The organism is Pseudomonas sp. MAFF 730105, assembly GCF_055380705.1.
This window is the reverse complement of the sequence record NZ_AP018438.1, coordinates 4,420,891-4,445,963: the sequence shown is the minus strand read 5'-3', so window position 1 is coordinate 4,445,963 and position 25,073 is coordinate 4,420,891. Positions and strand designations below refer to the sequence as shown.

The 25,073-nt window shown below is 61.4% G+C and carries 22 protein-coding genes; 9 read left to right on the top strand and 13 right to left on the bottom strand.

The window, feature by feature from the left end; all coding sequences use genetic code 11:
- Positions 1-67 precede the first annotated feature (67 nt).
- The 7 genes from PCOSP_RS18995 to PCOSP_RS18965 form a co-directional block, all read right to left on the bottom strand.
- A complete protein-coding gene (locus PCOSP_RS18995) occupies positions 68-493 on the bottom strand; it encodes a GNAT family N-acetyltransferase (protein WP_139643811.1) in 426 nt (141 codons plus the stop codon).
- Positions 486-1,652 carry a ribosomal protein uL16 3-hydroxylase gene (locus tag PCOSP_RS18990; RefSeq protein ID WP_464709296.1) on the bottom strand — a complete coding sequence of 389 codons (1,167 nt, stop codon included), beginning with the start codon at positions 1,650-1,652 and terminating at the stop codon, positions 486-488. Before PCOSP_RS18990 ends, PCOSP_RS18995 begins: the two co-directional genes overlap by 8 nt.
- Positions 1,653-1,736: 84 nt before the next feature.
- On the bottom strand, positions 1,737-3,107 hold the full coding sequence (purB, locus tag PCOSP_RS18985) for an adenylosuccinate lyase (RefSeq protein ID WP_175362088.1): 1,371 nt from the start codon (positions 3,105-3,107) through the stop codon (positions 1,737-1,739).
- A gap of 123 nt (positions 3,108-3,230) precedes the next feature.
- Complete coding sequence (gene hflD, locus PCOSP_RS18980; RefSeq protein WP_139643800.1) at positions 3,231-3,854, bottom strand: high frequency lysogenization protein HflD; 624 nt, start codon at positions 3,852-3,854, stop codon at positions 3,231-3,233.
- Positions 3,851-4,975, bottom strand: a complete 1,125-nt coding sequence (gene mnmA / locus PCOSP_RS18975; RefSeq protein ID WP_139643797.1) for a tRNA 2-thiouridine(34) synthase MnmA — start codon at positions 4,973-4,975, stop codon at positions 3,851-3,853. Before mnmA ends, hflD begins: the two co-directional genes overlap by 4 nt.
- A 59-nt stretch (positions 4,976-5,034) precedes the next feature.
- On the bottom strand, positions 5,035-5,481 hold the full coding sequence (locus PCOSP_RS18970) for an NUDIX hydrolase (RefSeq protein WP_464709294.1): 447 nt from the start codon (positions 5,479-5,481) through the stop codon (positions 5,035-5,037).
- Positions 5,482-5,713: 232 nt separating this feature from the next.
- The gene (locus tag PCOSP_RS18965; protein ID WP_175385877.1) at positions 5,714-7,939 is read right to left on the bottom strand and encodes an NADP-dependent isocitrate dehydrogenase; all 2,226 of its coding nucleotides are present in this window, start codon (positions 7,937-7,939) and stop codon (positions 5,714-5,716) included.
- Between the two features lie 482 nt (positions 7,940-8,421).
- Between PCOSP_RS18965 and icd the strand changes: the two genes are divergently transcribed.
- Positions 8,422-9,678, top strand: coding sequence for an NADP-dependent isocitrate dehydrogenase (gene icd, locus PCOSP_RS18960; protein WP_024779303.1), 1,257 nt, complete (start codon positions 8,422-8,424; stop codon positions 9,676-9,678).
- 77 nt (positions 9,679-9,755) lie between these two features.
- Here icd and cspD read toward each other — a convergent pair whose 3' ends face one another.
- Positions 9,756-10,019 (bottom strand): cold shock domain-containing protein CspD, encoded by a 264-nt coding sequence (cspD, locus tag PCOSP_RS18955; protein WP_175362207.1) that lies wholly within the window; start codon positions 10,017-10,019, stop codon positions 9,756-9,758.
- A gap of 241 nt (positions 10,020-10,260) precedes the next feature.
- Here cspD and clpS point away from each other — a divergent pair, with 241 nt between their 5' ends.
- Both clpS and clpA read left to right on the top strand, forming a co-directional pair.
- Complete coding sequence (gene clpS / locus PCOSP_RS18950; RefSeq protein WP_041023703.1) at positions 10,261-10,623, top strand: ATP-dependent Clp protease adapter ClpS; 363 nt, start codon at positions 10,261-10,263, stop codon at positions 10,621-10,623.
- Positions 10,624-10,652: 29 nt separating this feature from the next.
- Positions 10,653-12,923, top strand: a complete 2,271-nt coding sequence (clpA, locus tag PCOSP_RS18945) for an ATP-dependent Clp protease ATP-binding subunit ClpA (protein WP_024779301.1) — start codon at positions 10,653-10,655, stop codon at positions 12,921-12,923.
- 220 nt (positions 12,924-13,143) lie between these two features.
- Here clpA and infA read toward each other — a convergent pair whose 3' ends face one another.
- From infA to trxB, 4 genes are all read right to left on the bottom strand, one after another.
- Positions 13,144-13,362 carry a translation initiation factor IF-1 gene (gene infA / locus PCOSP_RS18940; RefSeq protein WP_002553999.1) on the bottom strand — a complete coding sequence of 73 codons (219 nt, stop codon included), beginning with the start codon at positions 13,360-13,362 and terminating at the stop codon, positions 13,144-13,146.
- A gap of 157 nt (positions 13,363-13,519) precedes the next feature.
- Entirely contained in the window at positions 13,520-14,227 is a 708-nt protein-coding gene (locus PCOSP_RS18935) for an arginyltransferase (RefSeq protein ID WP_175362092.1), read from the bottom strand.
- Between the two features lie 56 nt (positions 14,228-14,283).
- Entirely contained in the window at positions 14,284-14,964 is a 681-nt protein-coding gene (gene aat / locus PCOSP_RS18930) for a leucyl/phenylalanyl-tRNA--protein transferase (RefSeq protein ID WP_139643777.1), read from the bottom strand.
- A gap of 83 nt (positions 14,965-15,047) precedes the next feature.
- Positions 15,048-16,007: a thioredoxin-disulfide reductase gene (trxB, locus tag PCOSP_RS18925; protein ID WP_464709292.1), complete on the bottom strand. Its 960-nt coding sequence runs from the start codon at positions 16,005-16,007 to the stop codon at positions 15,048-15,050.
- A 319-nt stretch (positions 16,008-16,326) separates the two neighbouring features.
- Here trxB and ftsK point away from each other — a divergent pair, with 319 nt between their 5' ends.
- From ftsK to cysG, 6 genes are all read left to right on the top strand, one after another.
- The gene (ftsK, locus tag PCOSP_RS18920; protein ID WP_084213792.1) at positions 16,327-18,732 is read left to right on the top strand and encodes a DNA translocase FtsK; all 2,406 of its coding nucleotides are present in this window, start codon (positions 16,327-16,329) and stop codon (positions 18,730-18,732) included.
- A gap of 56 nt (positions 18,733-18,788) precedes the next feature.
- Positions 18,789-19,412: an outer membrane lipoprotein periplasmic chaperone LolA gene (lolA, locus tag PCOSP_RS18915; RefSeq protein WP_024779296.1), complete on the top strand. Its 624-nt coding sequence runs from the start codon at positions 18,789-18,791 to the stop codon at positions 19,410-19,412.
- Positions 19,413-19,536: 124 nt separating this feature from the next.
- On the top strand, positions 19,537-20,862 hold the full coding sequence (locus PCOSP_RS18910) for a replication-associated recombination protein A (RefSeq protein WP_139643771.1): 1,326 nt from the start codon (positions 19,537-19,539) through the stop codon (positions 20,860-20,862).
- The gene (gene crcB / locus PCOSP_RS18905) at positions 20,859-21,236 is read left to right on the top strand and encodes a fluoride efflux transporter CrcB (protein WP_175362095.1); all 378 of its coding nucleotides are present in this window, start codon (positions 20,859-20,861) and stop codon (positions 21,234-21,236) included. Before PCOSP_RS18910 ends, crcB begins: the two co-directional genes overlap by 4 nt.
- 13 nt (positions 21,237-21,249) lie before the next feature.
- Complete coding sequence (gene serS / locus PCOSP_RS18900) at positions 21,250-22,530, top strand: serine--tRNA ligase (RefSeq protein ID WP_139643765.1); 1,281 nt, start codon at positions 21,250-21,252, stop codon at positions 22,528-22,530.
- A complete protein-coding gene (gene cysG, locus PCOSP_RS18895; protein WP_139643762.1) occupies positions 22,531-23,925 on the top strand; it encodes a siroheme synthase CysG in 1,395 nt (464 codons plus the stop codon). It abuts the gene before it with no gap.
- A 138-nt stretch (positions 23,926-24,063) separates the two neighbouring features.
- Here the strand turns inward: cysG and PCOSP_RS18890 are convergent, their stop codons facing one another.
- Entirely contained in the window at positions 24,064-25,062 is a 999-nt protein-coding gene (locus PCOSP_RS18890; protein ID WP_464709290.1) for a glutathione S-transferase family protein, read from the bottom strand.
- Positions 25,063-25,073 lie beyond the last annotated feature (11 nt).

Below are 25,073 nucleotides of genomic sequence, written 5' to 3'. Positions count from 1 at the left end.
GCACAAATTACATGAACACCACTGATTCTGTGGGAGCGAGCCTGCTCGCGAAGGCTGCGCCGTGGTATCAAGCCGAATGCCGCACCATATCCACATGGGGAATCCCGGCTTCCAGGAATTCCTCGCTGACCACCGCAAAGCCCAGCCGCTCATAGAACGGCGTGGCATGCACCTGGGCGCTGAGCTTCTGTTGCTTGAGCCCGCGTTTCTCGGCTTCGGCGATCAGTGCGTGCATCAGGGCATCGCCCACTTTCAGGCCGCGCCAGTCCTTGAGCACCGAGACGCGGCCAATATGACCGTCGGTCAGCAGGCGTGCGGTGCCGATGGGGAAGTCGCCTTCGAAGGCGAGGAAGTGCACCGCGCCCTGATCGTCGGCATCCCATTCCAGCTCGGGCGGAACGGACTGCTCGACAATGAACACGCTCTCACGAATGCGCCGGATCTCGGCGTTATCCTTTTGCCAGTCTGCGACACGAACGTGGATTTTATTCATCGGCGAACCCCAGGCTGCCTTGTTTGACCAGCTCGCAGATCAGGCCGCGGCCGTCTTCGTCGGCCAACCATGGGCCGAGGTTTTCAATGTGCAGGGCATCGGCCGCGCAGATCATTTTCAGCAGCTCGCGCAGCTTGCCCGGCAGGTAACGGCTCTGGCCGCTGGCGAACAGCAGCAGGTCGTCGTCGACTTCCGACCAGGCCAGGCGCGCGCTCGGGTTGCGGATGATCACGGCGCCCTGTTCCAGGCCGGCCAGCAGGTCCTCTTCTTCCAGTTCCGGGCCAACCACCAGTTCCGGGTAGCGCGGCTCGGTCATGAACTGGCCGAACCAGGTCAGCAGCAGGCGTTCGTCGCTCATGTGCTCGGCCAGCAGACCCTTGAGGCGGTCGAGGGCGTCGTGCTGGATCTGGTGCGGATCGCTCACCGGGCGCGCGTCGGCGTCGGTGTAGCGTTCCTCGTCCGGCAGGAACTGGCTGAGGAAGTCGGTGAAGTGGGTCAGCACTTCGGCGGCGCTCGGTGCGCGGAAACCCACGGAGTAGGTCATGCAGTCATCCACGGCCACGCCGCAATGGGCCAGGCGTGGCGGCAGGTAGAGCATGTCGCCCGGTTCCAGGACCCACTCATCGGTGGCTTCGAAGTCGGCGAGGATGCGCAGGTCGGCGTGAGGCAGCAACGGGCTGTCGGAGTCGCACATCTGGCCGATTTTCCAGTTGCGCTTGCCGTGGCCTTGCAGCAGGAACACGTCGTAGTTGTCGAAGTGCGGACCCACGCTGCCACCCGGGGCGGCGAAGCTGATCATCACGTCATCGATGCGCCAGCTCGGCAGGAAGCGGAAGTGCTCCAGCAGTTCGCTGACTTCCGGGACGAACTGGTCGACCGCCTGCACCAGCAGGGTCCAGTCGCGCTCCGGCAGTTTGCTGAATTCGTCTTCGGCGAACGGGCCGCGACGCAGTTCCCACGGGCGCTCGCCGTGCTCGAGCACCAGGCGCGATTCGACTTCTTCTTCCAGGGCCAGGCCGGCCAGTTCGTCGGCATCGATCGGGCTTTCGAAGTCGGGAATCGCCTGGCGGATCAGCAGCGGCTTTTTCTGCCAGTAGTCACGCAGGAACTCCCGTGCCGTGATACCGCCCAGGAGTTGCAGAGGAATGTCAGGATTCATGTGTAACCTATTGAAAAAATATACTTTTCAGACGCGAATAAAAACGCCCGGCGCGGCCGGGCGTCTCAAGGGTGCAGCCGTGTGTCAGATGCGCTTGGCTTGTGCCGCCGCGTTGCCGATGTAGCTGGCCGGGGTCAGCTTCTTCAGCTCCGACTTGGCATCGGCAGGCATGTCCAGGCCGTCGATGAAAGTTTGCAGCGCTTCGGGGCTGATGCCCTTGCCACGGGTCAGTTCTTTCAGTTTTTCGTACGGGTTCTCGATGTTGTAGCGACGCATCACGGTCTGGATCGGTTCGGCCAGGACTTCCCAGCAGGCGTCCAGGTCGGCGGCGATCTTCTGCTCGTTCAGTTCCAGCTTGCCGATGCCCTTGAGGCTGGCTTCGTAGGCGATGACGCTGTGGGCAAAACCCACGCCCAGATTGCGCAGCACAGTGGAGTCGGTCAGGTCGCGCTGCCAGCGGGAGATCGGCAGTTTGCTCGCCAGGTGCTGGAACAGCGCGTTGGCGATGCCCAGGTTGCCTTCGGAGTTTTCGAAGTCGATCGGGTTGACCTTGTGCGGCATGGTCGACGAACCGATTTCGCCGGCAATGGTGCGCTGCTTGAAATAGCCCAGGGAGATGTAGCCCCAGATGTCGCGGTCGAAGTCGATCAGGATGGTGTTGAAGCGCGCGATCGCGTCGAACAGCTCGGCGATGTAGTCGTGCGGTTCGATCTGGGTGGTGTACGGGTTGAAGCTCAGGCCCAGTTCGTCTTCGATGAAGGCGCGGGCGTTGGCTTCCCAGTCGATCTGCGGGTAGGCCGACAGGTGGGCGTTGTAGTTGCCCACGGCGCCGTTGATCTTGCCCAGCAGCGGCACGGCGGCGACTTGAGCGATCTGGCGCTCCAGGCGATACACCACGTTGGCCAGCTCTTTGCCCAGGGTGGTCGGCGACGCCGGTTGACCATGGGTACGCGACAGCATAGGCACGTCGGCGAAGCGGATCGCCAGTTCGCGGATGGCTTGGGCGACCTGGCGCATCAGCGGCAGCATCACGTCGTCACGGCCTTCGCGCAGCATCAGGGCGTGGGACAGGTTGTTGATGTCCTCGCTGGTGCAGGCGAAGTGGATGAACTCACTGACGTTGGCCAATTCCGGCAGCTTGGCCGCCTGCTCCTTGAGCAGGTATTCGATCGCCTTGACGTCGTGGTTGGTGGTGCGCTCGATCTCTTTGACGCGCTCGGCGTGCTCCAGCGCAAAGTTGTCCGCCAGGGTGTTGAGCACCGCGTTGGCTTCGGCGGAAAACGCCGGGACTTCGCCGATGGCGGGGTGGGCGGCCAGGCGCTGGAGCCAGCGCACTTCAACCAGGACGCGGGCACGGATCAGGCCGTACTCGCTGAAAATCGGGCGCAGGGCCTGGGTTTTGCCGGCGTAGCGGCCGTCTACAGGGGAAACCGCAGTGAGCGAAGAGAGCTGCATGGGGTGTTCTCGGACAGTCGGGCAACGAAATGGGGCGCGTATCATACATGAAAACAAGCGCCGGTCCGTCGCCAACTGACCGGCGTATTACGCGTGATTAAGTAAAAAACGGGCTGAGGCGACTTATTCGTTGCGCATCAACGGGTAAAGCTCTTTCAGCAATTTGCGCCGGCTGATCACCAACTGCCAGCGATGCCCACCCAGTTGCCGCCACAGCCGTGCCGAACGGATGCCCGCCAGCAACAGGGCGCGAATCTTCGAGGCGTTGCTGGGTTGCTGCAGGTTGCGCATATCGCCGTGCACCTGGATACGCTGGCGCAGGGTGCTCAAGGTGTCCTGGTACAGGGCGCCGCAGGCGGCCACGACGTTTTCGTGAGAGGGGCCAAAGTGCTCGACCTGGGACTGGATCTGCGGCAGGCGCTTGCCGATGGTGTCCAGCAGGTCGTCGCGCTTGGCGAGCTGGCGTTCGAGGCCCAGCATTGACAGGGCATAGCGCAGCGGCTCGCGTTGCAGGGCGCTGGGATCGCGCTCCAGGGCGCCGATCAGCGCGCGATAGCCTTCGCGCAGGTTCAAGTCGTCGCCGCCGTAGACTTCCAGGGTGTCCTTGGGGTCGCGTACCAGCAGGCTGCCGAGCATGCAGCTCAGGCCGGCCTCGGAGGTCTGGCCGGTCTTGGCGATCCGGTCCACCAGCACTGCGGCCAGAAACACACCGCCCAGCGCCGTCAGTTGCTCCTGGGTCGGGCTCATGCCTTGCTGCTCCATGGCTCTGCGACTTCGATCACGCCGCCGCCCAGGCAGATTTCGCCGTCGTAGAACACCACGGACTGGCCGGGGGTGACTGCCCGTTGTGGATCGTCGAAGGTGGCACGGTAGCCCGTGGCAGTCTTTTCCAGCGTGCAGGGCTGGTCGCTCTGGCGATAGCGCACCTTGGCCGTCAGGCGGCGCGGTTCGCTCAGGTCGATCGGGTTGACCCAATAGATGTCGGAGGCGAGCAGGGCGCGGGAAAACAGCCAGGGGTGGTCGTTGCCCTGGCCGACGATCAGCTCGTTGTGTTCCAGGTCCTTGATCAGCACGTACCACGGCTCTTCGCCGGCGTCTTTCAGCCCGCCGATGCCCAGGCCCTGGCGCTGGCCGATGGTGTGATACATCAGGCCATGGTGGCGGCCGATGACTTCGCCTTCGGTGGTCTTGATCTCGCCCGGCTGGGCCGGCAGGTATTGCTTGAGGAAATCGCTGAAGCGCCGTTCGCCGATGAAGCAGATCCCGGTGGAATCCTTCTTCTTCGCGGTGGCGAGGGCGTGTTTCTCGGCGATGGCCCGGACTTCGGGCTTTTCCAGTTCACCTACCGGGAACAGGGTCTTGGCAATCTGCTCGCCGCCGACGGCATGCAGGAAGTAGCTCTGGTCCTTGTTCGGGTCCAGGCCCTTGAGCAGTTCGGTGCGCCCGTCGATGTCGCGGCGACGCACGTAGTGACCGGTGGCGATCAGGTCGGCGCCCAGCATCATGGCGTAGTCGAGGAACGCCTTGAACTTGATTTCGCGGTTGCAGAGGATGTCCGGGTTCGGTGTGCGACCGGCCTTGTACTCGGCCAGGAAGTGCTCGAACACGTTGTCCCAGTACTCGGCGGCGAAGTTGGCGGTATGCAGCTTGATGCCGATCTTGTCGCACACGGCCTGGGCGTCCGCGAGGTCGTCCATGGCGGTGCAGTATTCGGTTCCGTCGTCTTCTTCCCAGTTCTTCATGAACAGGCCTTCCACCTCATAACCCTGCTCGATCAGCAGAAGGGCGGAAACGGAAGAGTCCACGCCGCCGGACATGCCGACAATGACGCGCTTCTTGGTGGTACCGGAAGGAGCTGGATCACGCATAGGGATTCAATGAGTGTCTTGAAAAAGGACGCGATTCTATCAGGCCCGGGCGCGCAAGGCTAAAGGGAAGGACGGATCAGTGCCAGGCTGTGGCGATGGCCGGCCAGATAATCGTCGATGCAACGGATGATCAGCTCGCTGCGCCAATGGTCGCGTCGTTCGAGCAGTTCGTCGCGGGTCAGCCATCGGGCGCCCAGGATGCCGTCGTCCAGTTGATAGTCGGGGTGGTGTTTGAGTGCCTTGGCGGCGAAGCAGACCCGCTGGTAGGTCACGCCATTGCTGGGGGCGGTGTACAGGTAGATGCCGATCACGCTGGTGGGCTCGACGTCCCAGCCGGTTTCTTCCAGGGTTTCGCGCACGGCGGCTTCGATCAGGGTCTCGTCCGGGTCCAGGTGCCCGGCGGGCTGGTTGAGCACGGCGCGCCCGCCCTTGGATTCCTCCACCATCAGGAAACGGCCGTTGTCCTCGACGATGGTGGCGACGGTGATGTGGGGTTTCCAATCCATGTGGTTTCCTCGAAATTTGATAGTGAAACACAAGCCCTGTGGGAGCGAGCCTGCTCGCGATAGCGGTGGGTCAGCCAATACAAGTGTCGGATGATAAACCGCTATCGCGAGCAGGCTCGCTCCCACAGGGGCGGTGAATTCAAAAACTGCAGCTGATCCCCAGCCAGAAGGGAATGGGCTGGAAACACAAACCCCGGCACAAGGCCGGGGTTTGTGGTGCTTCCTTACAACCTTACACCAGCGCAGCGATGGCCGCGTTGAAGGTTGCGCTCGGGCGCATGGCCTTGCTGGTCAGCTCCGGGTTGGCGAAGTAGTAACCGCCGATGTCCACCGGCTTGCCTTGAACGGCATTGAGCTCGGCAACGATCTTTTCTTCGTTGTCGGTCAGCGTCTTGGCCAGGGTGGTGAACTGTGCCTTGAGGGCTGCGTCGTCATCCTGGGCGGCCAGTGCCTGTGCCCAGAACAGGGTCAGGTAGAAGTGGCTGCCACGGTTGTCGATACCGCCGACCTTACGCGAAGGCGACTTGTTGCGGTCCAGGAACTCGCCAGTCGCCTGGTCGAGCGTCTTGGCCAGCACCAGCGCTTTCTGGTTGTTGTAGGTCACGCCCAGGTGTTCCAGGGAAGCGGCCAGGGCCAGGAATTCGCCCAGGGAGTCCCAACGCAGGAAGTTTTCTTCCAGCAGTTGTTGAACGTGCTTGGGTGCCGAGCCGCCAGCGCCGGTTTCGAACAGGCCGCCACCGTTCATCAGCGGCACGATGGAGAGCATCTTGGCGCTGGTGCCCAGTTCCATGATCGGGAACAGGTCGGTCAGGTAGTCGCGCAGGACGTTACCGGTCACCGAAATGGTGTCCTTGCCTTCGCGGGTACGAGCCAGGGTGAACTTCATCGCCTCGACCGGCGACATGATGCGCAGGTCCAGGCCGCTGGTGTCGTGGTCCTTCAGGTAAGTCTGGACCTTCTCGATCACCACGCCGTCATGGGCGCGCATCGGGTCCAGCCAGAAGATCGCCGGGGTGTTGCTGGCGCGGGCACGGTTGACGGCCAGCTTGACCCAATCCTGGATCGGTGCGTCCTTGGTCTGGCACATGCGGAAGATGTCGCCAGCTTCGACGCTCTGCTCCAGCAGGGTGCGACCGGTACTGTCCGAGACGCGAACCACGCCGTCGGCCTTGATCTGGAAGGTCTTGTCGTGGGAGCCGTACTCTTCGGCTTTCTTGGCCATCAGGCCAACGTTCGGCACGCTGCCCATGGTGGTGGGGTCGAAGGCGCCGTTGGCCTTGCAGTCTTCGATCACCGCCTGGTAGATGGTGGCGTAGCAGCGATCCGGGATCACGGCCTTGGTGTCGTGCAGCTGGCCGTCGGTGCCCCACATCTTGCCGGAGTCACGGATCATGGCTGGCATCGAGGCGTCGACGATGACGTCGCTCGGCACGTGCAGGTTGGTGATGCCCTTGTCGGAGTTGACCATCGCCAGGGATGGGCGTGCCGCGTAGACCGCCTGGATGTCGGCTTCGATCTGCGCCTGCTGCTCGGCCGGCAGGGCCTTGATGCGGGCGTACAGGTCGCCGATGCCGTTGTTCAGGTTGAAGCCGATCTGCTCCAGCACCTGGGCGTGCTTGGCCAGGGCGTCTTTATAGAACTCGGCGACGATCTGACCGAACATGATCGGGTCGGAGACCTTCATCATGGTGGCTTTGAGGTGAACCGACAGCAGGACGCCTTTTTGCTTGGCGTCTTCGATTTCGGCGGCGATGAAGTCGCGCAGGGCCTTCTTGCTCATCACGGCGCAATCGAGGATCTCACCGGCTTGCACGGTGGTCTTTTCCTTCAGGACGGTGGCAGTGCCATCCTGGGCGATCAGCTCGATTTTCACGCTGCCGGCGGCGTCGATCAGTGCGGCTTTTTCGCTGCCGTAGAAATCACCGGTGCTCATGTGGGCCACGTGGGATTTGGAGTCGGCTGCCCAGGCGCCCATCTTGTGCGGGTGCTTGCGGGCATAGTTCTTGACCGACAGCGGTGCGCGGCGGTCGGAGTTGCCTTCGCGCAGGACCGGGTTCACGGCGCTGCCCTTGATCTTGTCGTAACGGGCCTTGGCTTCTTTGTCGGCTTCGCTGGTCACGGTTTCCGGGTAGTCCGGCAGTGCGTAGCCCTGGGCCTGCAATTCCTTGATCGCGGCCTGCAGTTGCGGCACCGAGGCGCTGATGTTCGGCAGCTTGATGATGTTGGCTTCAGGCGTAACGGCCAGGTCGCCCAGTTCGGCGAGGTGGTCGGCTACGGCTTTGTCACCCAGTTGCTCGGGGAAGCTGGCCAGGATGCGCCCTGCGAGGGAGATGTCGCGGGTTTCCACGGCGATCTCGGCCGAAGCGGTAAAGGCTTCGATGATCGGCAGCAGTGAATAGGTGGCGAGGGCGGGCGCTTCGTCGGTGAAGGTATAGATGATCTTCGAGCGGGTGGGCATATTCGGATTAACTCTCTTCTTTGCTAAAGCATGCGCAGAAACTCGAGGGGCGCCGGGTAAGCGCGTTCGTTCAAAGTCAGCCGTGAGCCGAATGTCGAGGTTTCTTCGCGGTGATGTTGGGTGCATCAGTCGAGCGTCAAGCGGTCGGGCCGCGGTAACGGTCCGGCTTTACAACTGGCGGGAAGGCCCTTGGTAGAGCAGTCAGCCGTAGTGACCCTGCGGTCAGCGGCGGCATTATACATAGGTAGCTGGCAATCTGCCGATGGTTCATAGACCTCCGTACACGTCCATTGGTCTAAACGTCGCAGGTCCGGCGTGCTGGGCTATGCTCATATTTGGCGTTTTTCCCTTGTTTTTCAGGCTTGTACGCCGCGAACTGGGCGACTTTCCCGCCGATGGGCCTAACGTAGGGTTTGCGCGTCGATTCAACTGGGGTACGCTCGAACGCAGCCAGATGTTCAATCCAAGCAATGGAGTTCAGCATGGGGTATCAAAAGATTCAGGTTCCAGCCGTCGGTGACAAAATCACCGTCAATGCAGACCATTCTCTTAATGTTCCCGACAACCCGATCATCCCCTTCATCGAAGGTGACGGCATTGGTGTCGACATCAGCCCGGTCATGATCAAGGTTGTGGACGCTGCGGTTCAGAAGGCCTACGGCGGCAAGCGCAAGATTTCCTGGATGGAAGTCTATGCCGGTGAAAAAGCCACCCAGGTCTACGACCAGGACACCTGGCTGCCCCAGGAAACCCTGGATGCGGTCAAGGATTACGTGGTTTCCATCAAGGGCCCCCTGACCACGCCGGTCGGTGGCGGCATTCGCTCGTTGAACGTGGCCCTGCGTCAGCAGTTGGACCTGTATGTCTGCCTGCGCCCGGTGCGCTGGTTCGAAGGCGTGCCGAGCCCGGTGAAGAAGCCAGGCGACGTGGACATGACGATTTTCCGCGAGAACTCCGAAGACATCTACGCTGGCATCGAATGGAAAGCCGGTTCGGCCGAAGCCACCAAGGTCATCAAGTTCCTGAAAGAAGAAATGGGTGTCACCAAGATCCGTTTCGACGAGGATTGCGGCATCGGCGTCAAGCCGGTCTCCAAACAAGGCACCAAGCGTCTGGCGCGCAAGGCCTTGCAATATGTGGTCGACAATGACCGCGATTCGCTGACCATCGTGCACAAAGGCAACATCATGAAGTTCACCGAAGGTGCCTTCAAGGAGTGGGCCTATGAAGTGGCAGCCGAGGAATTTGGCGCCACGCTGCTCGACGGCGGACCGTGGATGCAGTTCAAGAATCCGAAGACCGGCAAGAACGTGGTGGTCAAGGACGCCATCGCCGATGCGATGCTCCAGCAGATCCTGCTGCGTCCGGCTGAGTATGACGTGATCGCCACCCTCAACCTGAACGGCGACTACCTCTCCGACGCCTTGGCGGCGGAGGTGGGCGGTATCGGTATTGCGCCGGGTGCCAACCTCTCCGACACCGTGGCGATGTTCGAAGCCACCCACGGTACCGCGCCCAAGTATGCGGGCAAGGACCAGGTCAACCCGGGGTCGTTGATCCTGTCGGCGGAGATGATGCTGCGTCACATGGGGTGGACCGAAGCAGCCGATCTGATCATCAAGGGCACCAACGGCGCGATTTCGGCCAAGACCGTGACCTATGACTTCGAACGCCTGATGGAAGGTGCCAAGCTGGTGTCGTCCTCAGGCTTCGGCGATGCCTTGATTTCGCACATGTAAGCGGATCGACGTGTAATAAAAGACGCCCGGCTCGAGTGATCGAGCCGGGCGTCTTGTTGACCGATGATGACAGCAGGTCAGTGGGTTTCGGTGACTCTGGTTTTGACTTTGACTTTTTCGGGGGTGGAGGTGCTTTCGACCTCGACCGGCGAAATATTGACCGCATGCAGGCCCTTGGGGCCTTGGATCACTTCGAATGTCACGGGCTGCCCGGCCTTCAGGGTTTTATAACCGTCCATCCTGATTGCCGAGAAATGCGCGAAAAGGTCTTCATCCCTGCCAGACGCCAGAATAAAGCCGTAGCCCTTGGCGTTGTTGAACCATTTCACCTTGCCACTCATCTTGACGACCGACATAGACCATTTCCCTCTGCAACGCACTCCATCACTGGAGTATCATCCAGTTCATCCGCAATCTAATCTTGTTTTAAGGATCGATTCCACGGACCTTTTTAACCCGCGATGGGCTCTATTGGTTGTAACACCGTTTTGCCGATAGTCAAGGTGACCTGGCGGCGGTGGTTGAAATCGCCAGCCAGTGCCCCCATCACTGTATTTGCCAACTAAACGAACCTTTCTTTCCATGCATGCAATCAGCCAGATTCGACTAACATTCAATCAGGATCGCCCGGATCTACATGACGACGATTCCGCAGGCATTGCTGTTCAGGAAGCAAAGCCTACGTTGCAGGCGCCACCGATGTATAAGGTGGTTTTGTTCAACGATGACTACACACCGATGGATTTCGTCGTCGAAGTGCTCGAGGTGTTTTTTAACCTGAATCGCGAGCTGGCGACCAAGGTCATGCTGGCCGTTCATACAGAGGGACGGGCAGTATGCGGAGTGTTTACCCGCGACATCGCCGAGACAAAGGCTATGCAGGTCAACCAGTACGCCCGGGAAAGCCAGCATCCGCTACTCTGTGAAATCGAGAAGGACGGTTAACGCCGACCACTTGGGTATGAGGTGAAGCCATGTTAAACCGCGAGCTCGAAGTCACCCTCAATCTAGCCTTCAAGGAGGCCCGTTCGAAGCGTCATGAATTCATGACGGTCGAGCACCTGCTGCTGGCCCTACTGGATAACGAGGCTGCCGCCACCGTTTTGCGTGCCTGTGGCGCGAACCTCGATAAACTCAAGCATGACCTGCAGGAGTTCATTGACTCCACCACGCCGTTGATCCCCGTCCATGACGAGGATCGTGAAACCCAGCCAACCCTGGGCTTCCAGCGTGTCCTGCAACGTGCTGTCTTTCATGTGCAGAGCTCGGGCAAGCGTGAAGTCACCGGTGCCAATGTGCTGGTTGCCATCTTCAGCGAACAGGAAAGCCAGGCGGTCTTCCTGCTCAAGCAGCAGAGCGTTGCCCGTATAGATGTCGTCAACTACATCGCCCATGGCATTTCCAAGGTGCCTGGGCATGGCGATCATTCCGAAGGTGAACAGGATATGCAGGACGAGGAGGGTGGTGAGTCTTCTTCTTCGGGCAATCCGCTGGATGCCTATGCCAGCAACCTGAACGAACTGGCGCGCCAGGGGCGTATCGATCCGTTGGTCGGGCGCGAAGCCGAGGTCGAGCGTGTCGCGCAGATCCTGGCCCGGCGTCGCAAGAACAACCCGTTGCTGGTGGGTGAGGCGGGCGTGGGTAAAACCGCGATTGCCGAAGGCCTGGCCAAGCGCATTGTCGACAACCAGGTGCCTGACCTGCTGGCCAACAGCGTGGTGTACTCCCTTGACCTGGGTGCCTTGCTGGCCGGCACCAAGTACCGCGGCGATTTCGAGAAGCGCTTCAAGGCGTTGCTGGGCGAGTTGAAGAAACGTCCGCAGGCCATCCTGTTCATCGATGAGATCCACACCATCATCGGTGCGGGCGCCGCGTCCGGCGGGGTCATGGACGCCTCGAACCTGCTCAAGCCATTGCTGTCGTCGGGCGATATCCGTTGCATCGGGTCGACTACCTTCCAGGAGTTCCGCGGGATCTTCGAGAAGGACCGTGCCCTGGCCCGGCGTTTCCAGAAAGTCGACGTCTCGGAGCCTTCGGTGGAAGACACCATCGGTATCCTGCGCGGCCTGAAGGGGCGTTTCGAGCTGCACCACAGTATCGAGTACAGCGATGAAGCCCTGCGGGCCGCTGCCGAGTTGGCCTCGCGCTACATCAACGACCGGCATATGCCGGACAAGGCCATCGACGTGATCGACGAGGCGGGTGCCTATCAGCGCCTGCAGCCGGTAGAGAAGCGCGTCAAGCGCATCGAAGTGCCTCAGGTCGAGGACATCGTGGCGAAAATCGCACGTATTCCGCCCAAGCACGTCACCAGTTCCGACAAGGAGCTGCTGCGTAACCTGGAGCGTGACCTGAAGCTGACGGTGTTCGGCCAGGACGCGGCCATCGACTCGCTGTCGACCGCCATCAAATTGTCCCGCGCCGGTCTCAAGTCGCCGGACAAGCCGGTCGGTTCCTTCCTGTTCGCCGGTCCTACCGGTGTGGGCAAGACCGAGGCTGCGCGGCAACTGGCCAAGGCGATGGGGATCGAGCTGGTGCGCTTCGACATGTCCGAGTACATGGAGCGTCACACCGTATCGCGTCTGATCGGTGCACCTCCGGGGTATGTCGGGTTCGACCAGGGCGGCCTGTTGACCGAAGCCATCACCAAGCAGCCCCACTGCGTGCTGTTGCTCGATGAAATCGAGAAGGCGCATCCGGAAGTCTTCAACCTGCTCCTGCAGGTCATGGACCACGGTACGCTCACCGATAACAACGGGCGCAAGGCGGACTTCCGCAACGTGATCGTGATCATGACCACCAACGCCGGTGCCGAAACCGCAGCGCGTGCTTCGATCGGTTTCACCCATCAGGACCATTCGTCCGATGCGATGGAAGTGATCAAGAAGAGCTTCACGCCTGAATTCCGCAACCGCCTGGACACCATCATCCAGTTTGGTCGCCTCAGTCATGAGGTCATCAAAAGCGTGGTGGACAAGTTCCTCACCGAACTTCAGGCGCAGCTCGAAGACAAGCGTGTGCTGCTGGAAGTCACCGACGCGGCCCGCAGTTGGCTGGCAGAAGGTGGTTACGATGTGACGATGGGCGCGCGGCCGATGGCTCGCTTGATTCAGGACAAGATCAAGCGTCCGCTGGCCGAGGAAATCCTCTTTGGCGAACTGGCCGAGCATGGCGGTGTGGTCCACATCGACATCAAGGACGGCGAGCTGACCTTCGACTTCGAAACCACGGCTGAAATGGCCTGATCGAAACCTGTAATAAGCAGAAAGGCGCCGGAAGGCGCCTTTTTGCTGTCTGTCCTTGTGGGAGCGAGCGTGCTCGCGATAGCGCCGACACATTCAACATCAATGCAAGCTGATCCACCGCTATCGCGAGCAGGCTCGCTCCCACATGGGATCTGCGTGGTTATCAAATCCCAGGCAAACAAAAACGCCCGGTATAAGCCGGGCGTTTTGTATTGACCTGTTAGCGAGCGCGGTAAGTGATGCGCCCTTTGCTCAAGTCATAGGGCGTCAGCTCGACGCGCACTTTGTCGCCGGTAAGAATACGAATGTAGTTCTTGCGCATCTTGCCGGAGATGTGCGCGGTAACGACGTGCCCATTTTCCAACTCCACGCGAAACATGGTGTTGGGCAGGGTGTCGACGACAGTGCCTTCCATTTCGAAGCTGTCTTCTTTCGACATGCAGTAAAGCCCTCGGTGTCCAGTGAATGGCCCGGTGCAACTGCGCCAGGCAAAAGCGGCGTGCATTGTGCCCGAAAAAGGGGGGGCAAGCCAAGGGGTTCTAGTGGCCTGTCTCAGACGCCGCCAAAAATGAACAGCCTAATTCCGAGACAGGACGCTAGCTGAGGACAACCCAGCGCTGGTTAACCAGCAGTTCAATCGGCCGATATTGGGTCTTGTAGTTCATTTTCTTGCAGTTCTTGATCCAGTAGCCCAGGTACACCGCTTCCAGGCCCAGGCGTCGGGCTTCGTTGATTTGCCAGAGGATGGCAAAACGTCCCAGGCTACGCCGTTCTTCTTCCGGCTCATAAAAGGTGTACACCGCCGAAAGTCCGTTGGGCAGCAAGTCCGTCACGGCAATCGCCACCAGTCGTCCTTCGAGGCGGAATTCATAGAAACGGGAAAAGGGCAGGTCGCGTACCAGAAAGGTCGAAAACTGATCGCGGCTGGGTGGGTACATGTCGCCGTCGGCATGGCGCTGCTCGATGTAGCGCTGGTACAGGTCGAAATACTCTTCGCTGAACTGTGGCTTGGCCGGCCGGACCTGGAGGTCGGCATTGCGCTTGAAAATACGTTTCTGCTGGCGATCAGGGGTAAATTGCGCCACGGGGATACGCGCCGGCACACACGCATTGCAATGCTGGCAATGGGGTCGGTAGAGATGATCGCCACTGCGCCTAAAGCCCATTTCCGACAGGTCTGCGTAGACATGCACATCCATGGGCTGGCTAGGGTCGAGGAACAGCGTCGTGGCCTGCTCTTCGGGCAGATAACTGCAAGAGTGAGGTTGAGTGGCATAAAACTTCAAGCGCGCCAACTCGGTCATGATCAACCCCCGGGATAAGCTTTGGATTAAGTGTAAGCCACTGGTGAGAATGTCGCTCAGCAAACCCAGGTCGCGTGGTTGGGCTGGTCCAGGTGCGCCTTGAGGTAACCGGCAAATGCCGTGCGAGCGATCGACCGGGCGCCCAGGCTGTGCAGGTGCTCGGTGGGCATCTGACAGTCTATCAGCACAAAACCGGCCGCCTTGAGGTGTTGGACCAGGGTGGCGAAGCCGAATTTTGACGCGTTGTCGGCCCGGCTGAACATGGATTCGCCGAAAAACAGCTGCCCCATGGCCAGGCCGTACAGGCCGCCCACCAGCAGGCCCTGGTCCCAGACCTCCACCGAATGGGCAAAGCCGCGTCGATGCAGCTCCAGGTAGGCGGTTTGCATGGCTTCGGTGATCCAGGTGCCTTCAGCATACGCCCGCGGCGCGGCGCAGGCCTGGATGACCGCCGCGAAGTCCTTGTCGAACGTCACCTTATAGCGCTGCTTGCGCAGGAGCTTGCCCAGGCTGCGCGAGACGTGCAGTTCGTCGGGAAACAGCACCGTGCGAGGGTCGGGAGACCACCACAGGATCGGTTGTCCCTCGGAAAACCAGGGAAAGCAGCCATGGCGATAGGCCTGGATCAGCCGGTCCGCAGACAGATCGCCACCCGCGGCCAGCAAGCCGTTGGGATCGCGCATGGCTTTTTCCAGGGGTGGAAAATCGAAGGTGTTGCGTTGTAACCACGTCAGCATTGTTGTCCGAACTTGCAGAAGGGGAGGGTGATGTAGCGAGGGGGGAAGCCCCTCGCCATGAGCACTGGTTCGAAGATTAACCGTCAAGCGGCCGGGATGTCATCGAGATACTTCTCCGCATCCAGCGCGGCCATACAGCCGGCACCGGCCGAGGTAATGGCTTGTCGATACACATGATCGGCCACGTCGCCGGCTGCGAATACGCCTTCGATATCGGTGGCAGTGGCATTGCCTTCGCTGCCGCCGCGCACCAGCAGGTAGCCGTCGCGCATGCTCAACTGGCCCTGGAACAGATCGGTATTGGGCTTGTGGCCGATGGCGATGAATACCCCGGCCAATTGCAAGGTGCTGGTTTCGCCGCTCTGGCTGTTGCGCAGGCGCGCGCCGGTCACGCCGCTGGCGTCGCCGAGCACTTCATCGAGGTTCTGGTTCCAGTGCAGCCTGATATTGCCGTTGGCGGCTTTTTCGAAGAGCTTGTCCTGCAGTATTTTTTCCGAGCGCAGCTTGTCCCGGCGGTGGATCAAATGCACCTCCGTGGCGATGTTGGACAGGTACAAGGCTTCTTCCACGGCGGTGTTGCCGCCGCCGACCACGGCCACCACCTGATTGCGGTAAAAGAATCCGTCGCAGGTCGCGCAGGCGGAAACGCCTTTGCCGGCGAAGGTTTCCTCCGATGGCAGGCCCAGGTACTGGGCTGACGCGCCGGTGGCGATGATCAGGGCATCGCAGGTGTAGGTGCCGCTGTCGCCGATGAGCTCGAATGGTCGCTGCTGCAACTTGGCGGTGTGGATATGGTCGTAGACGATCTGCGTGTCGAAGCGCTCGGCGTGCCGCTGCATGCGTTCCATCAGGACTGGGCCGGTCAGCCCTTCGACATCGCCGGGCCAGTTGTCGACTTCGACCGTGGTGGTGAGCTGGCCTCCGGCCTGCATGCCAGTAATGACGACGGGTTTGAGGTTGGCTCGGGCCGCGTAGACCGCTGCACTGTACCCGGCGGGGCCGGAACCGAGAATGATCAGGCGTGAATGCTTCACTTCGTTCATAAAAAACACCTCATAAGCCTTTGTCACAAAAGACAATGCATGGTCCAATTGGCGCTTGTACGGTCCGTTTACGGCTACCCTGTCACCCGGCGTGCGGGCAATGCCTTGGTGTCAACAAACCCGTACAATGCTTGAGTTTTGAACGCAGGATGGGCTAAAGATCAACATCTTCGGCAACACCTGCGGTTTTCTGGACGCACCTCTCAGTGGTAAAAGTAGTACTGGTTGTGCACATTCACTTTTTTACCTGCTTGTAATGAGCAGTTTTTTATAGTCATTCAACAGATGGACGCGCCGTTGGCGCAGGAAAAGAAGCGTTTTGAAGAAATCCACCGCAGCACCTAAAACAGTCGTTCCGCTCTGGCGCCAGCAGTTGCACTACCGGCTCAAGGAAGGTGCATTGATCGCCATCGGTGCCTTGTGCCTGTTCCTGATGATGGCCTTGCTGACCTACGGCAAGGACGATCCGGGTTGGAGCCATAACAGCAAGATCGACGACGTGCAGAACTTCGGCGGTCCGGCCGGCTCCTACAGCGCCGACATCCTGTTCATGGTGCTGGGTTATTTCGCCTATATCTTCCCGCTGTTGCTGGCAATCAAGGCCTACCAGATCTTTCGCCAGCGCCACGAGCCGTGGCAGTGGAGCGGCTGGCTGTTTTCCTGGCGGCTGATCGGCCTGGTGTTCCTGGTGCTGTCGGGGGCCGCGCTGGCCCATATCCATTTCCATGCCCCCACCGGCCTGCCGGCCGGGGCGGGCGGCGCCCTGGGAGAAAGCCTCGGCGACCTGGCCAGGAACGCCTTGAATATCCAGGGCAGCACGCTGTTGTTCATCGCCCTGTTCCTGTTCGGCCTGACGGTGTTCACCGACCTGTCGTGGTTCAAGGTCATGGACGTCACCGGCAAGATCACCCTCGACCTGATCGAACTGATCCAGGGCGCCGTGAATCGTTGGTGGGCGGCCCGCGTCGAGCGCAAGCAACTGGTGGCACAACTGCGTGAAGTGGACGACCGGGTCCATGACGTGGTGGCCCCGACGGTGCCCGACAAGCGCGAGCAGGCCAAGGTCAAGGAACGCCTGATCGAGCGCGAGCAGGCCCTGAGCAAGCACATGTCCGAGCGCGAGAAGCAGGTGCCACCGGTGATCACCATGGCCCCGGCCAAGGCGCCGGAGCCGAGCAAGCGCGTGCAGAAGGAAAAACAGGTGCCGCTGTTCGTCGACAGTGCGGTGGAAGGCACCTTGCCACCGATTTCGATCCTGGATCCGGCGGAAAAGAAACAACTCAATTACTCTCCCGAATCCCTGGCGGCTGTTGGTCATCTGCTGGAGATCAAGCTCAAGGAGTTCGGTGTCGAGGTGTCGGTGGATTCGATTCACCCGGGCCCGGTCATCACCCGTTACGAAATCCAGCCGGCTGCCGGTGTGAAAGTCAGCCGCATCGCCAACCTCGCCAAGGACCTGGCGCGTTCGCTGGCCGTGACCAGCGTGCGGGTGGTGGAGGTGATTCCCGGCAAGACCACCGTGGGTATCGAGATCCCCAACGAAGACCGTCAGATCGTGCGCTTCTCCGAAGTGCTGTCGACCCCTGAGTACGATAACCACAAGTCGCCGGTCACCCTGGCCCTGGGCCACGACATCGGCGGCAAGCCGGTCATCACCGACCTGGCGAAGATGCCCCACCTGCTGGTGGCCGGTACCACCGGTTCCGGTAAGTCGGTGGGTGTGAACGCGATGATCCTGTCGATCCTGTTCAAGTCCGGCCCGGAAGACGCCAAACTGATCATGATCGATCCGAAAATGCTTGAATTGTCGATCTACGAAGGCATCCCGCACCTCTTGTGTCCGGTGGTCACCGACATGAAGGACGCCGCCAACGCCTTGCGCTGGAGCGTCGCCGAGATGGAGCGCCGCTACAAGCTGATGGCGAAGCTGGGGGTGCGCAACCTGTCGGGCTTCAATGCCAAGGTCAAGGAAGCCGAAGAGGCGGGCACGCCATTGACCGACCCGCTGTACCACCGCGAAAACATCCACGACGAGGCGCCGCTGCTGCACAAGCTGCCGACCATCGTGGTGGTGGTGGACGAATTCGCCGACATGATGATGATCGTCGGCAAGAAGGTCGAAGAGCTGATCGCCCGTATCGCCCAGAAGGCCCGTGCGGCCGGTATCCACCTGATCCTCGCCACGCAGCGGCCGTCGGTGGACGTGATCACCGGCCTGATCAAGGCCAACATTCCGACCCGTATGGCGTTCCAGGTGTCCAGCAAGATCGACTCGCGGACCATCATCGACCAGGGCGGCGCCGAGCAATTGCTCGGTCATGGTGACATGCTCTACATGCCGCCGGGCACCAGCCTGCCGATCCGGGTGCACGGTGCGTTCGTCTCCGACGATGAAGTACACCGCGTGGTGGAAGCCTGGAAACTGCGCGGCGCTCCCGAATACAACGACGACATCCTCAACGGCGTCGAAGAAGCCGGCAGCGGTTTCGAGGGCGGTGGTGGCGGTGGCGACGAGGATGCGGAAACCGATGCGCTCTACGACGAAGCGGTGCAGTTCGTTCTGGAAAGCCGCCGGGCATCGATCTCCGCTGTCCAGCGCAAGCTCAAGATCGGCTACAACCGTGCCGCACGCATGATCGAAGCCATGGAAATGGCTGGGGTCGTGACGGCCATGAACACCAATGGTTCGCGCGAAGTGCTGGCGCCGGGCCCGATGCGTGACTAATGACTCCGGGCGGCCCTGTACGCGCCGCTCGTCCCCACGAATTCATGAGGACTCCCATGCGCCTGATTCGCATGTTGCTGTTGCCCGTACTGGCCCTGACCACCTTGTCGGCCCATGCCGATGAAAAGGATGTGGCTCGCCTGACCCAGTTGTTGGAAACATCCAAGACCCTGACCGCACGCTTTTCCCAGCTGACCCTGGACGGCAGCGGCACCCAGTTGCAGGAAACCGCCGGTGACATGGCGCTCCAGCGTCCGGGGCTGTTCTATTGGCACACCGATGCACCGGCCGAGCAGTTGATGGTGTCCGACGGCAAGAAAGTCTCCCTGTGGGACCCGGACCTGGAGCAGGTCACCATCAAGAATCTCGACCAGCGCCTGACCCAGACGCCGGCCTTGTTGCTGTCGGGGGACATTTCCAAGATCAGCCAGAGCTTCGACATCACGGCCAAGGAAGCGGGCGGCGTGATCGACTTCACCCTCAAGCCCAAGACCAAGGACAGTCTGTTCGACAGCCTGCGCCTGTCGTTCCGCAACGGCCTGGTCAATGACATGCAACTGATCGACAGCGTCGGCCAGCGTACCAACATCCTGTTCACCGGGGTCAAGGCCAACGAGCCGATCGCGGCGTCCAAGTTCAAGTTCGACATTCCCAAGGGTGCCGACGTCATCCAGGAATAAGTGCCGCCCCCCTGTGGGATATGGCCTTGCTCCCACAAAGCTGCTCCTACAAAGCTGCTCCAGCAGAGCGGCCTTCCGGCAGAGAGTATCGGCACCAGGATCAAGTGAGGTTGCATAAGCAGTGATGGACCTGTTTCGAAGCGCCCCGATTGCCCAGCCATTGGCCGCCCGCCTGCGCGCGACCAACCTGGATGAGTACGTCGGCCAGGAGCATGTGCTGGCCCGGGGCAAGCCCCTGCGCGAGGCCTTGGAGCAGGGTGCGCTGCATTCGATGATCTTCTGGGGTCCGCCGGGTGTGGGCAAGACCACCCTGGCCCGGCTGCTGGCGGAAGTGTCCGATGCCCATTTCGAAACGGTTTCGGCGGTCCTGGCCGGGGTCAAGGAGATCCGCCAGGCGGTGGAAGTCGCCAAGCAGCAGGCCGGGCAATACGGCAAGCGCACCATTCTGTTCGTCGATGAAGTGCATCGCTTCAACAAGTCCCAGCAGGACGCGTTCCTGCCGTATGTCGAAGACGGCACGTTGATCTTCATCGGCGCCACCACCGAAAACCCTTCCTTCGAACTCAACAACGCCTTGCTGTCCCGGGCGCGGGTCTATGTGCTCAAGAGCCTCGACGAGGCCGCGATGCGCAAGCTGGTGGACCGCGCGCTGACCGAGGAGCGCGGCCTGGGCAAGCGCAAGCTGAGCCTCAGCGACGAAGGTTTCCAGATCCTGTGTTCAGCCGCCGATGGCGATGGCCGCCGCTTGCTCAACTTGCTGGAGAATGCTTCGGACCTGGCCGAGGATGACAGCGAGATCGGTGTCGAGCTGCTGCAAAGCCTGCTTGGGGACACCCGGCGGCGCTTCGACAAGGGCGGCGAGGCGTTCTACGACCAGATCTCGGCATTGCACAAATCCATACGGGGTTCCAACCCCGATGCCGCCCTGTACTGGTTTGCGCGGATGATCGACGGTGGCTGCGATCCGTTGTACCTCGCGCGGCGGGTGGTGCGCATGGCCAGCGAGGACATCGGCAATGCCGATCCCCGGGCCCTGAGCCTGTGCCTGGCGGCCTGGGATGTGCAAGAGCGCCTGGGCAGCCCCGAAGGCGAACTCGCCGTGGCCCAGGCCATCACGTACCTGGCCTGTGCGCCGAAAAGCAACGCGGTGTACATGGGCTTCAAGGCGGCCATGCGCAGCGCCACCGAACATGGTTCCCTCGAGGTTCCGCTGCACTTGCGCAACGCGCCGACCAAGCTCATGAAGCAGTTGGGTTATGGCGAAGAATACCGTTACGCCCACGATGAGCCGGACGCCTATGCCGCTGGCGAAGACTATTTTCCCGAAGCACTCGAACCCCAGTCGTTCTATCAGCCGGTGCCCCGTGGCCTGGAGCTGAAGATCGGCGAGAAGCTGAACCATCTGGCGCAGTTGGATCGCCTGAGCCCACGGCAGCGGAGAAAACCTTGATTCCCCTGATACTTGCAGTTTCCGCTGGCGGTATCGCCGGCACCCTGGCACGTTTCGCCGCTAGCAATTGGGTCAACGCAAATTGGCCCCGGCACTTCTATACCGCGACGCTGACCGTTAATATCGTGGGCTGTCTGCTGATCGGCGTTTTATACGGTCTGTTCCTGATTCGTCCCGAGGTGCCTGTCGAAGTGCGCGCGGGGCTGATCGTCGGCTTCCTTGGCGGCCTGACGACCTTTTCGTCCTTTTCACTGGATACGGTGCGCCTGCTGGAAAGCGGGCAGGTGCCGCTGGCCCTGGGCTATGCGGCCGCCAGCGTATTCGGCGGGCTGCTCGCCACCTGGGCCGGCCTGTCCCTGACCAAACTTATCTAAACGAGAGACCGACATGCTCGATTCCAAACTGTTACGTAGCAACCTTCAGGACGTAGCGGACCGCCTGGCGTCCCGTGGCTTCGCCCTGGACGTCGCGCGCATCGAAGCGCTGGAAGAGCAGCGCAAGACCGTCCAGACCCAGACTGAAAAGCTGCAAGCCGAGCGTAATGCGATCTCCAAGAGCATTGGCCAGGCCAAGCAGCGCGGTGAAGACATCGCGCCGTTGATGGCGAACGTCGAGAGCATGGGCACCGAACTCAACAACGGCAAGGTGGCCCTGGACAAGATCCAGTCCGAACTGGATTCGATCCTGCTGGGCATCCCGAACCTGCCCCACGAGTCGGTGCCGGTCGGTGAAGACGAAGAAGGTAACGTCGAAGTCCGTCGCTGGGGCACGCCCAAAGCGTTCGATTTCCCGGTGCTGGACCACGTGGCCCTGGGCGAGAAGTTCGGCTGGCTGGACTTCGAAACCGCCGCCAAGCTGTCCGGCGCCCGTTTTGCCTTGCTGCGCGGACCCATTGCCCGCCTGCACCGCGCCCTGGCCCAGTTCATGATCAACCTGCACGTCACCGAGCACGGTTACGAGGAAGCCTACACCCCGTACCTGGTCCAGGCTCCGGCCCTGCAAGGCACCGGCCAGTTGCCGAAGTTCGAGGAAGACCTGTTCAAGATCGGCCGCGAAGGTGAAGCCGACCTGTACCTGATCCCGACGGCCGAAGTATCGCTGACCAACATCGTGGCCGGCGAGATCGTCGATGCCAAGCAACTGCCGATCAAATTCGTCGCCCATACGCCGTGCTTCCGCAGTGAAGCCGGGGCGTCGGGACGCGATACCCGCGGCATGATCCGCCAGCACCAGTTCGACAAGGTCGAGATGGTGCAGATCGTCGAACCGACAAAATCCATGGAAGCCCTGGAAAGTCTGACCGCCAACGCCGAGAAGGTCCTGCAACTGCTGGAACTGCCGTATCGGACCCTGGCCCTGTGCACCGGCGACATGGGTTTCAGCGCGGTCAAGACTTATGACCTGGAAGTGTGGATTCCGAGCCAGGACAAATACCGCGAGATTTCGTCGTGCTCCAATTGCGGTGACTTCCAGGCCCGTCGCATGCAGGCGCGTTTCCGCAACCCTGAAACCGGCAAGCCGGAACTGGTCCACACCCTCAATGGCTCGGGCCTGGCGGTGGGCCGTACCCTGGTGGCGGTGCTGGAAAACTACCAGCAGGCCGACGGTTCGATCCGTGTGCCCGAGGTGTTGAAACCGTACATGGGTGGCATCGAGGTCATCGGCTAAATGAACTATCTGCCACTGTTCCATAACCTGCGCGGCAGCCGCGTGCTGGTGGTCGGCGGCGGCGAGATTGCCTTGCGCAAGTCCCGCCTGCTGGCCGACGCCGGTGCGTTGCTGCGGGTGGTCGCACCCGAAATCGAGCCGCAACTGCGGGATCTGGTCAGTGGCAGCGGGGGCGAATGCGTCCTGCGCGGTTACCTCGAAACGGACCTGGACGGTTGCGGGTTGATCATCGCCGCCACCGACGACGAAATCCTCAATGCCCGGGTGTCGGCCGACGCCCACAAGCGTTGTGTGCCGGTCAACGTGGTGGACGCGCCGGCACTGTGCAGCGTGATTTTCCCGGCTATTGTCGACCGCTCGCCACTGGTGATCGCGGTGTCCAGCGGCGGCGATGCGCCGGTGCTGGCAAGGCTGATCCGGGCCAAGCTGGAAACCTGGATTCCCTCGACCTACGGGCAGTTGGCGGGTTTGGCGGCGCAGTTTCGCAGCCAGGTCAAACGGCTGTTCCCGGATGTGCAACAACGCCGGGCGTTTTGGGAGGATGTGTTCCAGGGCCCTATCGCCGACCGCCAATTGGCCGGGCAGGGCACTGAAGCCGAGCGTCTGTTGCGCGAGAAAATCGCCGGCCAGGCCCCGCACGCACCGGGAGAAGTCTATCTGGTGGGTGCCGGGCCGGGTGATCCCGACCTGCTGACCTTCCGCGCCCTGCGTTTGATGCAGCAGGCCGATGTGGTGCTGTACGACCGTCTCGTCGCGCCAGCGATCCTTGAGCTATGCCGGCGTGACGCCGAGCGGGTCTACGTCGGCAAGCGCCGCGCCGAGCATGCCGTGCCCCAGGACCAGATCAACCAGCAGTTGGTCGACTTGGCCCGGCAAGGCAAGCGGGTGGTGCGCCTCAAAGGCGGTGATCCATTCATCTTCGGGCGCGGCGGGGAAGAGATCGAAGAGCTGGCGGCCCAGGGCATCCCGTTCCAGGTCGTGCCGGGCATCACCGCAGCCAGTGGTTGCGCGGCGTACGCCGGCATTCCGCTGACCCATCGCGACTATGCCCAGTCGGTGCGTTTCATCACCGGCCATCTCAAGGACGGCACCAGCGATCTGCCGTGGGCGGACCTGGTCGCCCCGGCCCAGACCCTGGTGTTCTACATGGGGTTGGTGGGACTACCGAGCATCTGCAGCGAGCTGATCAAGCACGGTCGCGCGGCCGATACGCCGGCGGCGCTGATCCAGCAAGGCACGACGTCCAACCAGCGGGTGTTCACCGGTACTCTGGCAGACTTGCCGAAGCTGGTGGCCGAGCATGAGGTCCATGCGCCGACGCTGGTGATCGTGGGGGAAGTGGTGCAGCTGCGCGAGAAACTGGCGTGGTTCGAAGGGGCTCAGGGGCAGGTCTAGACCGCGTTGTCCCAAATCGCGAGCAGGCTCGCTCCCACACAGGGCTGGGTGTAACCAGGAATTTATGGTTGTACCCTGATCCCATGTGGGAGCGAGCCTGCTCGCGATGAGGCCTTTACATCCACGACAAATCCCGGATCAGTCCCCGCCCCAGATCCCTTTCCCCACCAACCGCGCCCGGTCATGGGCCCCGCTGAAATCCTGCTCCGGTCCCTTGGGCACGATCCCGTTGGGATTGATGGTCTTGTGGCTGCCGTAGTAATGCCGCTGGATGTGGGTGAAATCCACCGTCTCGGCAATGCCCGGCCATTGGTACAGCTCCCGCAGCCAGTTCGACAGGTTCGGGTAGTCGGCGATGCGCCGCAGGTTGCATTTGAAGTGGCCGAAATACACGGCATCGAAACGGATCATGGTGGTGAACAGGCGGATATCCGCTTCGGTCAGGTATTCGCCGGCCAGGTAGCGCTGTGATCCCAGGAGCGCCTCCAACCGATCGAGTTCGGCGAACAACTGGTCGAACGCTTCTTCGTAAGCCTGTTGCGTGGTGGCGAACCCGGCGCGGTAGACGCCGTTGTTCACCGCCGGATAGATCCGCTCGTTCAGCGCATCGATCTTGCTGCGCAGGTGTTCGGGATACAGGTCCAGGTGGTTGCCGGTCAGGTCATTGAAGGCGCTGTTGAACATGCGGATGATTTCCGCCGATTCGTTGTTCACGATGCGCTGTTGCCGCTTGTCCCACAGCGCCGGTACGGTGACGCGACCGGTGTAATCCGCTGTATCGGCGGTGTAGCGCTGGTGCAGGAAGCGCAGGTTGTCCAGTTTGTCGCCGGTGGAGCCGTGGACCTTGTCGAAGGTCCAGCCGTTTTCCAGCATCAGGTAGCTGACCACCGAGACATCGATCAGGTCTTCCAGGCCCTTGAGCTTGCGGTAGATCAGGGTGCGATGGGCCCAGGGGCAGGCCAGGGATACATACAAATGGTAGCGCCCGGCCTCGGCGGCAAAGCCACTCTCGCCCGTGGGGCCGGCGCTGCCGTCTGCGGTGATCCAGTGACGGCGTTGCGCCTGTTCGCGCTGGAAGGTGCCGTCCTTGCTTTCATACCACTGATCTTGCCAGCGGCCTTCGACTAACAAACCCATCTCGATCTCCT

Bases quoted from the DNA above. Each gene is read 5' to 3' on its own strand.
- PCOSP_RS18995 (WP_139643811.1), bottom strand. From the start codon at position 493: ATGAATAAAATCCACGTTCGTGTCGCAGACTGGCAAAAGGATAACGCC.
- PCOSP_RS18990 (WP_464709296.1), bottom strand. From the start codon at position 1,652: ATGAATCCTGACATTCCTCTGCAACTCCTGGGCGGTATCACGGCACGG.
- purB (WP_175362088.1), bottom strand. From the start codon at position 3,107: ATGCAGCTCTCTTCGCTCACTGCGGTTTCCCCTGTAGACGGCCGCTAC.
- hflD (WP_139643800.1), bottom strand. From the start codon at position 3,854: ATGAGCCCGACCCAGGAGCAACTGACGGCGCTGGGCGGTGTGTTTCTG.
- mnmA (WP_139643797.1), bottom strand. From the start codon at position 4,975: ATGCGTGATCCAGCTCCTTCCGGTACCACCAAGAAGCGCGTCATTGTC.
- PCOSP_RS18970 (WP_464709294.1), bottom strand. From the start codon at position 5,481: ATGGATTGGAAACCCCACATCACCGTCGCCACCATCGTCGAGGACAAC.
- PCOSP_RS18965 (WP_175385877.1), bottom strand. From the start codon at position 7,939: ATGCCCACCCGCTCGAAGATCATCTATACCTTCACCGACGAAGCGCCC.
- icd (WP_024779303.1), top strand. From the start codon at position 8,422: ATGGGGTATCAAAAGATTCAGGTTCCAGCCGTCGGTGACAAAATCACC.
- cspD (WP_175362207.1), bottom strand. From the start codon at position 10,019: ATGAGTGGCAAGGTGAAATGGTTCAACAACGCCAAGGGCTACGGCTTT.
- clpS (WP_041023703.1), top strand. From the start codon at position 10,261: ATGCATGCAATCAGCCAGATTCGACTAACATTCAATCAGGATCGCCCG.
- clpA (WP_024779301.1), top strand. From the start codon at position 10,653: ATGTTAAACCGCGAGCTCGAAGTCACCCTCAATCTAGCCTTCAAGGAG.
- infA (WP_002553999.1), bottom strand. From the start codon at position 13,362: ATGTCGAAAGAAGACAGCTTCGAAATGGAAGGCACTGTCGTCGACACC.
- PCOSP_RS18935 (WP_175362092.1), bottom strand. From the start codon at position 14,227: ATGACCGAGTTGGCGCGCTTGAAGTTTTATGCCACTCAACCTCACTCT.
- aat (WP_139643777.1), bottom strand. From the start codon at position 14,964: ATGCTGACGTGGTTACAACGCAACACCTTCGATTTTCCACCCCTGGAA.
- trxB (WP_464709292.1), bottom strand. From the start codon at position 16,007: ATGAACGAAGTGAAGCATTCACGCCTGATCATTCTCGGTTCCGGCCCC.
- lolA (WP_024779296.1), top strand. From the start codon at position 18,789: ATGCGCCTGATTCGCATGTTGCTGTTGCCCGTACTGGCCCTGACCACC.
- PCOSP_RS18910 (WP_139643771.1), top strand. From the start codon at position 19,537: ATGGACCTGTTTCGAAGCGCCCCGATTGCCCAGCCATTGGCCGCCCGC.
- serS (WP_139643765.1), top strand. From the start codon at position 21,250: ATGCTCGATTCCAAACTGTTACGTAGCAACCTTCAGGACGTAGCGGAC.
- cysG (WP_139643762.1), top strand. From the start codon at position 22,531: ATGAACTATCTGCCACTGTTCCATAACCTGCGCGGCAGCCGCGTGCTG.
- PCOSP_RS18890 (WP_464709290.1), bottom strand. From the start codon at position 25,062: ATGGGTTTGTTAGTCGAAGGCCGCTGGCAAGATCAGTGGTATGAAAGC.